The following is a 10294-nucleotide window of genomic DNA, read 5'->3' as shown; positions in this document are numbered from 1 at the left end:
TAAATCCGCCTCCTACTCGATGCTATGTCCCAGTTATGTGTTGAAGCGTGTGGGCCGGTTAGGCGATGCCTGGTGCGCGGTAATTCGTAGGGTGGGTTAGGCGCATGACCGCGGACTATCTGCTGATGCTTAGTCAGTTGCGCCGTAACCCACCAGATGGGGCCGGCCGATCACCGCTTGGTGGGTTACGTGGCGCACGCATTGCGCAATTGATTTTCAAACCCTGTCCTGCGCCACTAACCCACCCTACAAAAGCTGTGTGCAACACGTAACTAGGGCATAGCCTTTTTTATGTCCGTTGCAAAGCTCAAATCTTCGGCTGTTCAAAGCCTTACGAGCATGCTAAAACTCTACAGAGTTGTTCTACCTGCTTGAAATAGAAGGGAAAAGCATAACCAAGTCGGAGTTGATCGAGCGGATTGTTACGCACCAGGGGTTGCTGTCGCCGAAGGATGTTGAGCTGACAATCAAGACCATGCTTGAGCAGATGTCCCAGGCACTATCGACTGGTGATCGTATCGAGATCCGTGGCTTTGGCAGCTTCTCCCTGCATTTCCTTGCACCGCGGGTTGGGCGTAACCCCAAGACTGGTGACTCCGTGAGCCTGGATGGCAAGTTCGTTCCGCATTTCAAGCCGGGGAAAGAGTTGCGGGATCGGGTCAATGAGGAGGAGTAATGGCGTTTTAGGGTCTGTCGGTAAGGTCAGTTTTGGTCTGGCCTGGCCTGTCAAGTCTTGTAATAGTTCACGTATCTGAGAGAATGTCGCGCTGAGTTTGTAGCTCGTTTCGGCAGTGAGGATTCTCTTCTTTGGAGCGTCTCAAGGAGAGGCTGTTATCTAGGCCAAAGAATCAAAGGGTTGCGAGCGGATTTTTTAGTCCCCATCCCCATTGCTGAGCTGCCGATATTAATTTGTTTATTAGTCCGGAGTTTCAGTGAGTCAGATTCCACCTGTTAGCAGCAACATACCCTCGGACGAGATTGACTTAGTTGAGTTGCTTGAGCATCTATGGAAGCAAAAGCTCCTGATCGCTCTTGTTACACTGATAATCACAGTCGTAGCCGCTAGTTATGCCTTTTTGTCCGCGCCAGTCTACGAGGCAAAAACCAATTTGTTGCCGCCGCGCTTGGCGGATATAGCCGGTTATAATCTTGGGCGGGCCGAGGCGGGGCTCCCAGTGTTCACTGTGGAAAAAATATACTCAATTTTTACCCGAAATCTTCGTTCAGAAAACCAACGCAATAGTTTTTTCGAGCAGATCTATCTTCCTGCGCAGGCAGCTGAGGATGGCTCAGAAACGAAAAATCAGCTTCGGGAGGCTTTCAACAAGAAGCTAGTCGTCAGCAATCCAGATGTTAAAAATAACCCCGATCGATTCGAAGTGGCAGCGCAGTCCGCAGTGTCGAGCAGGGCGGCAGAGTGGGCGAATTTGTATGTTGAACGGGCGGCGAGCAAGACCCGGCAAGATATGGCTGATACGGCCGCGACTGAAATCAGTACGCGAGTTAAGTCGATCAGAAGTCAAGTTGAGGTGTTACGTGAGAGTGCCAAAAAACTTCGCGAAGACCGCATCGCTCGCCTGAGTGAGGCCTTGATCGTTGCGGATAAAGTGGGTGTGCAAGCGCCGCAGGTCAAAGCCAGCAGAACATCGTCGGATGGTGAGTTGGAGCAGTTCATTGATGGCAATTTGATGTACATGCGCGGTGCCAAGGCCATTCGCGCCGAACTGGCCGTGCTGCAAAGCCGCACGAATGACGATCCATTTATGGCCGACCTGCGTGAACTGGAAAATCAGCTGAATTTTCTGGCCAAGGTCAGTATTAGCCCTGACGGTGTTGCGGTGTTCACCCTGGACAGCGCCGCCGAAGTACCGGAAACCCCAATCAAACCGAAAAAAGCCCTGATCCTGGCCCTCGGCCTAGTCTTGGGCGGTATGTTGGGCGCATTTATTGCTCTTATTCGCGGCATGCTGGTTAAACGCCGCAAGCCAATTGTTTGATGTAATGTCTTGAGTGCAGTCTCCGGTGCTTTGCCCATAGGCTGAAAGTCGATGGTATGGCGCGTAAATGCCTACCCAGAGTTGGAGCACAGCTTTGAACAATCAAGCTGTCCGTTGATTGTAACGCCTGAATAACTCCGTACTACCTCGGCGCAGTAGGAAATAACCTATGAAACTTGTTAGACATTCGATCTACAATTTGCTGGGGCTCGGTCTTCCCTTGATTGTGGCTGTCTTCTGCATTCCGATCCTAATCAGAGAATTGGGAGAGGCTCGTTTCGGATTGCTGACCCTGATTTGGGCGGTTGTGAGTTACTTTGGCCTGTTTGATCTTGGCTTGGGCCGGGCGCTCACGCAGCAAGTCGCTGTTGCCATGGCCGAGAATGATGAGAAGCATGTTGGTGCGCTGGTGGCGACCGCTAGCGCACTGATGGCGGGGCTAGGGATCTTTGCTGGACTGCTGATGGCGCTGTCTGCGCCTTGGGGCGTTGGACTGATTCAATCAGTACCAGATCAGCAGGAAGCAGTTAATGCCGTGCTGCTGATGGCACTGGCGATGCCGGCTATTGTTCTGACCTCGGGATTCAGGGGGGTGCTGGAAGCGCTTCACGCCTTCGGCACCATCAATTCGATTCGACTGCCGATGGGGCTGTTCACCTTTCTTGGTCCTGTGGTTGTGGTGCTTTATGGCTCGACAAGATTGGATGTGGTTGCGGGTGTTCTAGCGGCGGGGCGCATAGTTGCCTGTGCGGTTCATGCCTGGTATGCATGGCGTGTCCTCCCTGATAATCATGGACGGCTGGCTCTTCGAAAAACGCTCCTAAGACCGCTTTGTGTGTCTGGTGGCTGGCTTACCTTGAGTAACATCATCAGTCCATTTATGGGCTACGTAGACCGCTTCCTTATTGCCGGAATTGTTTCTGCTGCTGCTGCTGCCTATTACACAACACCGCAGGAGATGATATTGCGGTTATGGATTCTGCCAGGAGCTTTGACAGCTGTTTTATTTCCAACTTTTTCAGCGCAATTTTCAGGAGATAACAGAAAATTAAAGCCATTATTTAATAAGGCTGTTACTTGGCTTTTTCTGATAGTTTTCCCTATAACATTATTTGTCGCAATATTTTCATTTGAGATTCTTGAGGTATGGATTGGGGAAGGCTTCGCTAGAGAAAGCGCTACGCTCATGCAAATTTTTTCGATTGGGGTATTAATTAATTGTTTGGCTCATATTCCTTATACGCTAATACAAAGTGCCAACGCCCCGCGGACTACTGCGCTTATTCATTGTGTTCAGTTTCCGTTATTTGTAGCGCTGGTTTGGTGGATGACAATAGAGTTTGGAGTTTTGGGGGCTGCATTAGCGTGGTTGATTAGAATGATTGCGGATTCGACTTTGATGTTCGGGGCTTGTTGGCGTCTCCTACGATGGCCATTTCGGTCATTAGTCAGTAGGCGAGTAATTATCTATTGCGTGCTCGCTATTGCCGCTAATATGGTTATTTTGGTTGAAGAGGCTGATGTGCGGCTGTATCTATTTTTGATTATATTTATATTTACTTTAACTCTCGCCTGTAGGGAGTTTTTTGTCGAGCGGGGAAGTTTTAATTAAATTTCGCTCTTGAAATAGTTAAGGGGGAATTCATGGTGGTCAGTCCTAAATGCTGTCGTTGTGGGTTTTTAATTGTCAGTCCTTCAGTGTGAGCTCATGAATATAACTCTAAAAATATTTTTTGCATTCCTTGGGTTGGCGTTTATTGGGGGGTATGCTGATATTTCCGTTGATTATCCTGGGTACGTAATATATTTCAAGTGTGCTCAAAGTATTTATTGTGCTGATTCGATGAATAATATTGAGGGATCCTTTGTTTACGGGGCTCAATTGTTTGGTTTGATTTTTGGAACTGACTCGGCGGCACTATTTTTGTTTTGTATAGCGGCTATGAGTTTTTTACTCAAAATAAAAGTTATGGAAGATAGCGGGAATTTCTGGTTGCTAGCATTTTGTTATATGGCGTTACAGTTTTTTCACCACGAAATGACTCAGCTCCGTGTTGGCCTAGGTATTGCGTTTCTTTGGATAGGCATAATGAGGAAAAAAGAGACCGGCCATTTCCCCACGCTTTTTTTCGCGCTTTCTATACTCTCGCATTACTCGATGGTTATTGGGGTGCTATTTTTTGTAGTGTTCAGTGTTGTGAAATTCAAGCTGAGCAGTTTTGCTAAGCTCTACTTAGTGATATTGGTGTATATGGTTTCTGCAATTTTTGGCTATTACTATAATTTTTTTGTTGATTTATTGCCGGATGTTTCATTTTTGGGTCGAGTAGCGGTGTATATTTCAGCTGTGGGGAGTGAGCCTTATTATGTGCCGCAGTTTTCTGTTCAGCTTATTGTAACTCTTCTGCTTTCATTGGTTGCATTTTTTTTGCCGCGTAGTAGTTTAACGGATGCTCTTCATAATATGGTTGTAAGTGGGGTTGGGATCTATCTGGCATTTTATTGGATCCCTGTTATACCGTTAAGGGTGTTTGAGGTCCTAGCTAGCGTAATACCAATCTATTTTGCTTTGGCATTCAATGGAGAAAAAAGGCTGCTAGCTAAGGGAATGGTATTTTTTCTGTGTGCCCTGGTATTTCTAAATTGGCATGTGCGAAATAATATGTTTTCTGAAGATAATGAGAAAGTTATTTCAAATCTAGAAGAGTTGTCGCAATGAGTACGAAGCTTGTTTCAGTTGTGGTGCCAGTATATAACGGTGAGAAATATATAAGAGATACTCTTTCCTCTATACTCGATCAAACATATTGTAATATTGAATGTATTGTTGTGGACGATGGATCAACAGATCGCACAGTTGATATCTGCAAAGAATTTTCAGGTCGCTTGGTGATTTTGAGCAAAGCAAACGGCGGGCAGTCGGATGCATTGAACTATGGCTGGCAAAAGGCAAGCGGTGATTATTTGTCATATTTAAGCGCAGACGACATTTTGCACAAGAATGCGATTGAGTTTCTTGTGGAGGCGGCAGATAAAGTGGGTTCCGAGGTGGTTGTTTATCCCCGTTACGAATTGATCGACAGTAGTGGCAAGAAAATTAAAGATTTCCAAACACTATTTTTTGATAGTAAAAATATGTTCGAAAGATTCTATTGTCCTGTTGGCCCTGGCGCAATTTTCTCTCAGTCATTATTTGAGCATATAGGCGGTTGGCGGACGGATTTGAGGCAAATCCCGGATTTTGAGTATTGGCTTAGGTTGGCGGGAAGTGCTTCGTTTTTAAGTTATAACATGATTCTTTCGTCGTTTAGAGTTCACGCCAACTCACAGACTCACGCAGTATCAGACTTCGAAAAAGCAGATGAGTCAATTGTTGTTGCGAAATCTCTTGTGGGGAATTCTATTCGAGTGAATTTTATTCCCGATCGCTTTCTTGCATCAGCCTATGTATTTTCGGCATGTTTACATCTCAGGTCTGGTCGCATTTTAACTGGGATTGTTAGACTGATAAGGGCAAGCCTATTTTCTCCCCGCGCCGTCCTAAATATTTACTCGGTGAAGAGAATTATTTCCTCATGTACTTCACTCTTGCGATACGGTAATAGTCGTTGATTTCTGCCTTGTCGCAGGTTTCCCAATTCAGCATTGAAATATAGGATGTTGTAGTGAAGATTGCCATAATTTTGCCTTCTTTAAGTCGCTCGGCGACAGTTACAGTTGCATTGAGTATTGCCGGTGGGTTGATTGCAGTTGGCCATGAAGTCGATGTTTTTTATTTCGATCATATTGTTGAGCAACCGGTCCCTGTAGGGTGTGGTGTACAAAGGATTAATTTTTTTCAGAAAATTGATTTCATGATGTACGATGTAGTCCACTCTCATAATCTGCGTCCTGATTTATATGTTGCAATTAATAGGTCGCATATTCGCGGAATTTGCGTATCCACAATACATAATTTTGTCAGGGAAGAGCTTAAGAATTATCATGGAGGGCTGGTATCAATAGTTTTTACCAAAATATGGAGGTTTGCGTGGCAAAGGATGGATTGTTTGGTTTGCCTAACTAAAGATGCCGTCGGCTACTATCAAAAGCTTTTACCGGCATCTTATATTTATTATGTGTATAATGGTGTGTCAATATCTGATGCATCTGATATTACGGTCGACTCGACTGTGGTTAATGCTGTGGTTTCCTTAAAAAAATCCGGTTTTTTTGTTCTCGGCACTTATTGCAACCAGACAAAGCAAAAGGGTATAGAGCAGATCGTTCACTTGGTTCACTCAAGTCAGGATGTTGCGGCCATTATTATAGGGGAGGGCCCGTTTAAGCCATCTTTAGTCTCTCTTGCGAAGGAGCTTGGTGTTGAGGATCGCTGTCTTTTCTTTCCATTTTTGCCTTATGCATATATTTATAATAAATATTTCGACGCATACATAATTCCGTCGCGGACTGAGGGGTTTGGCATTGCCTTGGTAGAGGCTTCTTTATGTGATGTTAATATTATGTGTTCTGATATATCTGCTTTCCGTGAGATGTTTGACGAGTCGGAAGTCTCATTTTTTAGATTGGATGATATGAAGGGCATGCTCGAGATTGTAGGTGAAATTAAAGCTGGCTTAGATAAGCGGGATTTTGCAAGGCGGAAATCTCAACGTATGTACTCTGTCGAGTCTATGGTTGATGGTTATTTAAAGTGCTACGATAATGCGTTGGCTCGGTTGATGGCTTGACTTTTGTTTTCTGGTCTTTCTAAGATTTAATGATTCAGGTTAAATATAAAAGTTTTGTGCATTGAAAATATTGCTTGTCACTCAGTATTTTTGGCCTGAGAACTTTGTCATTAATGATGTCGTGCTCGAGCTTGTCAAGCAGGGGCATGAGCTGTTGGTGATGACAGGAAAGCCAAATTATCCTGAAGGTAGAATTTACTCAGGTTATGAGAGTGGCGGTTGCATTGAATATTTGTTCTGCGCGAGTTTTCCTGTTTATAGGGTTCCACTGCGACCTCGCGGCTTGGGGGGGGCAAAGAATTTATTTTTAAATTATTTCTCTTTTGTATTTAGTGGGTTACGTTTTTTTCGGCGGGCAATTAACGGGCGCTCGTTTGATGTGATTTTTGTGTTCGCGCCGTCGCCGATTACCTCTGTTATTCCAGCTATTTATCTAAAGTGGCGCCTCAAGGTGCATCTTGCCGTTTGGGTGCAGGATTTATGGCCAGAAAGTCTCAGTGCTACGGGGTTTATTCGTAATCGCTTGGCGTTACGCATAGTCGGTTGGCTGGTGCGCGGAATCTATGCTTGTACAGATACATTACTCGTGCAGTCCAAAGCATTCATTACCCCAGTTGCGCGTTATGCTCGACGCGACAAGATCGTTTATTACCCAAACTCGTATCAAGATTTATCTCTGAAGCCCGCAGTCTGCAGCCAGATACCTGCTGAGTTGTTGGCGCAGCTTGAACGTAATTTCTGCTTGGTTTTCGCTGGCAACCGTAAGCGCTCCATGAAGCCCACATTCCAAGTCGAAATCTGATGCTCGAAGCTGTGCTCCCCAACTCTTTCTGGAGCCAGCACCTCATGATGCGACCCGATGCAAAAGTCGAAAAAGTGTACCTCTACCCCAAGCCCGTGGACTTCCGAAAGTCCATCGATGGCCTGGCTGCGCTGGTCGAGCTGGATATTAAAGTCGCGGTGTTCGACCCCGTGCTTTTTGTTTTTCTGAATCGCCACCGTAATCGAGTGAAAATCCTCTACTGGGAGCGCAACGGCTTTTGCCTTTGGCTCAAACGCTTGGAGTCAGAGCGCTTCAAAACATCACCCGACGCCACCGAGGAAGCCATCGTGTTAAGCGTTCAGGAACTGAATTGGTTGCTCGACGGTTTTGATCTGTGGCGCAACCGCCCGCATCAAGTTCTGACTCCAAGATTCGTCGTCTGACGGGTATAATCCGGGCATGAATTTAATGCCCGAAGACCTTCCTGATGAGTAAGCGCTCCATAAACCCCACATTCAAAGCGCTTAGCTGATCCCGGATGCTGTGCTCCCGATTCCTTCAGGAGCAAGCTCGCCATGATGCGACCCGATGCCAAAGTCGAAAAAGTGTATCTGTACCCAAAGCCGGTCGACTTCCGAAAATCCATCGACGGCTTGGCGGCGCTGGTCGAACTGGATATTAAAGTCGCCGTATTCGACCCGGTGCTTTTCGTATTTCTGAATCGCCACCGTAACCGAGTAAAGATCCTCTATTGGGAGCGCAACGGCTTCTGCCTTTGGCTCAAGCGCCTCGAGTCCGAACGATTCAAAACATCGCCTGACGCCACCGACGAGGCGATCGTTCTGACCGTTCAGGAACTCAACTGGATGCTCGATGGCTTTGACCTCTGGCGCAACCGTCCTCATCAAGTTTTGACGCCGCGATTCGTAGCCTGATTCGGTATAATCCAGGGCATGAATTCCTTGCCCGAAAATCTTCCAGATGATCCCGTTCTGCTCAAGCAAATGCTTGGGCAGATGCTTGACGAGCGTCAGTTGGATAAGGGAAAGATTGTTCGGCTAGAAGAACAGAATGCCCTCCTGCTTCAGCGTCTGTTCGGACGTAAGTCCGAGCAAACAGCTGATGCGGCAACGCCGCAACTGGCCCTCTTCAATGAAGTAGAAAGCGTCGTCGAGCCTGTGGACGAAACCTCAGATGAAGAGGTCGTTGCCCCGACCAAGCGCCGCGGTAAACGCAAGCCACTGCCCGCCGATCTGCCGCGCATCGAGATCATCCACGAACTTCCCGAACATGAACTGACGTGCGTCTGCGGCTGCCGCAAACACACGATTGGCGAAGAAGTCAGCGAGCAGCTTGAAATCGTGCCGATGCAGATCCGAGTGATCAGGCACGTTCGGAAAGTTTACGGTTGCCGCGACTGCGAGATGGCGCCGGTCACTGCTGACAAGCCGGCTCAACTGATTGAAAAAAGCATGGCCAGCCCAAGTGTTCTGGCGATGCTGCTGACCACCAAGTACGTCGATGGACTACCGCTTCACCGTTTCGAAAAAGTCTTGGGCCGCCATGGCGTCGATATCCCGCGCCAGACGTTGGCACGCTGGGTTATCCAGTGCGGTGAACACTTCCAGCCGCTGCTGAATTTAATGCGCGAGAGCCTACTGGGCAGCCGTGTTATCCACTGCGATGAAACACGGGTACAGGTGTTGAAAGAGCCTGACCGAGACCCAAGCAGCCAGTCCTGGATGTGGGTGCAAACCGGCGGCCCGCCAGATAAACCAGTGATCCTTTTTGACTACGCCACCAGCCGCGCGCAGGAGGTGCCGACACGCCTGCTCGATGGCTATCGTGGCTATCGTGGCTATGTGATGACCGATGATTACGCCGGTTATAACGCGTTGGGCGCGCAGGCCGGAGTCGAACGTTTGGGCTGCTGGGCGCACGCAAGGCGCAAGTTTATTGAGGCGCAAAAAGTGCAGCCGAAAGGCAAGACGGGACGCGCTGATATCGCACTGAACCTGATCAACAAACTCTATGGCGTAGAGCGTGATCTGAAGGATGCGTGCGACGACGATCGTAAAACCGGCCGTCATGATCGAAGCCTGCCAGTGCTGGCTCAGTTAAAAAGCTGGATGGAAAAGACGCAGCCACAAGTTACGTCTCAGAACGCCTTGGGCAAGGCCATCGGCTATCTGGCGAGTAACTGGAACAAACTGGAGCGGTACGCCGAGGAAGGCTATTTGCCGATCGACAACAACCCCGCCGAGCGTGCGATCAGGCCCTTCGTCATCGGAAGAAAGAACTGGTTGTTTAGCGACACACCCAAAGGCGCGACGGCCAGCGCTCAACTTTACAGCCTGGTCGAGACTGCCAAAGCCAACGACCAAGAGCCCTATGCGTGGCTGCGCCACACATTAGAACGGCTACCACTGGCGACCTCGGTTGAAGATTACGAAGCGCTGTTGCCGTGGAACTGCTCGCCAGCATCGCCTAGCTAGGCGCGTTACCGATCTTGAAGTCGGTGGAGTTTATGGTGAGCTTAAAGAATACGAGCGGAGCAACGATCATGGAATACGACGATAAATTGATTGAAGAAGTCGTGCTTGCCCTGTTGGCAACCTTCAGCTTTGATGACGGCAATGCTTGGAAAGGGTTCGACTTCGAGACCATGAATCGATTACATGAACAGGGTTTCATCAGTAATCCGGTGAACAAGAACAAATCGATTTGGTTGACGGCTGAAGGGCTGGAGCGAGGTCGACAAATAGCAGACCGGTTGTTTAGGGTAAGAACTCAAGTGGAGCATG

General features: G+C 47.9%; 11 protein-coding genes. All 11 read left to right on the top strand.

Annotation, left to right across the window (positions count from 1 at the left end):
- Nucleotides 1-367 precede the first annotated feature (367 nt).
- The gene (gene ihfB, locus PMI22_RS23495; RefSeq protein WP_162131640.1) at nucleotides 368-676 is read left to right on the top strand and encodes an integration host factor subunit beta; all 309 of its coding nucleotides are present in this window, start codon (nucleotides 368-370) and stop codon (nucleotides 674-676) included.
- Between the two features lie 256 nt (nucleotides 677-932).
- Nucleotides 933-1997 (top strand): LPS O-antigen chain length determinant protein WzzB, encoded by a 1065-nt coding sequence (locus PMI22_RS23500; protein ID WP_007943653.1) that lies wholly within the window; start codon nucleotides 933-935, stop codon nucleotides 1995-1997.
- A 169-nt stretch (nucleotides 1998-2166) separates the two neighbouring features.
- On the top strand, nucleotides 2167-3609 hold the full coding sequence (locus PMI22_RS23505) for a flippase (protein ID WP_007943652.1): 1443 nt from the start codon (nucleotides 2167-2169) through the stop codon (nucleotides 3607-3609).
- 96 nt (nucleotides 3610-3705) lie between these two features.
- Nucleotides 3706-4716 (top strand): EpsG family protein, encoded by a 1011-nt coding sequence (locus PMI22_RS23510; RefSeq protein WP_007943651.1) that lies wholly within the window; start codon nucleotides 3706-3708, stop codon nucleotides 4714-4716.
- Entirely contained in the window at nucleotides 4713-5609 is an 897-nt protein-coding gene (locus PMI22_RS30330) for a glycosyltransferase (RefSeq protein ID WP_007943649.1), read from the top strand. Before PMI22_RS23510 ends, PMI22_RS30330 begins: the two co-directional genes overlap by 4 nt.
- A gap of 53 nt (nucleotides 5610-5662) precedes the next feature.
- Nucleotides 5663-6727, top strand: a complete 1065-nt coding sequence (locus tag PMI22_RS30325; protein WP_007943648.1) for a glycosyltransferase — start codon at nucleotides 5663-5665, stop codon at nucleotides 6725-6727.
- 61 nt (nucleotides 6728-6788) lie between these two features.
- Nucleotides 6789-7529, top strand: a complete 741-nt coding sequence (locus PMI22_RS23515) for a glycosyltransferase (protein WP_081502745.1) — start codon at nucleotides 6789-6791, stop codon at nucleotides 7527-7529.
- 44 nt (nucleotides 7530-7573) lie between these two features.
- On the top strand, nucleotides 7574-7933 hold the full coding sequence (tnpB, locus tag PMI22_RS23520) for an IS66 family insertion sequence element accessory protein TnpB (RefSeq protein ID WP_007943646.1): 360 nt from the start codon (nucleotides 7574-7576) through the stop codon (nucleotides 7931-7933).
- A gap of 132 nt (nucleotides 7934-8065) precedes the next feature.
- Nucleotides 8066-8425: an IS66 family insertion sequence element accessory protein TnpB gene (gene tnpB / locus PMI22_RS23525; protein WP_007943645.1), complete on the top strand. Its 360-nt coding sequence runs from the start codon at nucleotides 8066-8068 to the stop codon at nucleotides 8423-8425.
- Between the two features lie 18 nt (nucleotides 8426-8443).
- Nucleotides 8444-9985 (top strand): IS66 family transposase, encoded by a 1542-nt coding sequence (tnpC, locus tag PMI22_RS23530; protein ID WP_033048866.1) that lies wholly within the window; start codon nucleotides 8444-8446, stop codon nucleotides 9983-9985.
- A 68-nt stretch (nucleotides 9986-10053) separates the two neighbouring features.
- Nucleotides 10054-10294: DUF6429 family protein (locus PMI22_RS23535; RefSeq protein ID WP_007943643.1), on the top strand; the 241-nt coding region annotated here is incomplete at its 3' end.

It is taken from the genome of Pseudomonas sp. GM21, assembly GCF_000282215.1.
In the GTDB taxonomy this organism is placed as follows: domain Bacteria; phylum Pseudomonadota; class Gammaproteobacteria; order Pseudomonadales; family Pseudomonadaceae; genus Aquipseudomonas.
The sequence above is the reverse complement of the archived record's forward strand: the minus strand, read 5'-3'. Positions and strand labels throughout refer to the sequence as shown.

Coding starts and splice junctions, on each gene's coding strand:
- tnpB (WP_007943646.1), top strand. CDS start 7,574: ATGATGCGACCCGATGCAAAAGTCGAAAAAGTGTACCTCTACCCCAAG.
- PMI22_RS30330 (WP_007943649.1), top strand. CDS start 4,713: ATGAGTACGAAGCTTGTTTCAGTTGTGGTGCCAGTATATAACGGTGAG.
- PMI22_RS23510 (WP_007943651.1), top strand. CDS start 3,706: ATGAATATAACTCTAAAAATATTTTTTGCATTCCTTGGGTTGGCGTTT.
- tnpB (WP_007943645.1), top strand. CDS start 8,066: ATGATGCGACCCGATGCCAAAGTCGAAAAAGTGTATCTGTACCCAAAG.
- PMI22_RS23505 (WP_007943652.1), top strand. CDS start 2,167: ATGAAACTTGTTAGACATTCGATCTACAATTTGCTGGGGCTCGGTCTT.
- tnpC (WP_033048866.1), top strand. CDS start 8,444: ATGAATTCCTTGCCCGAAAATCTTCCAGATGATCCCGTTCTGCTCAAG.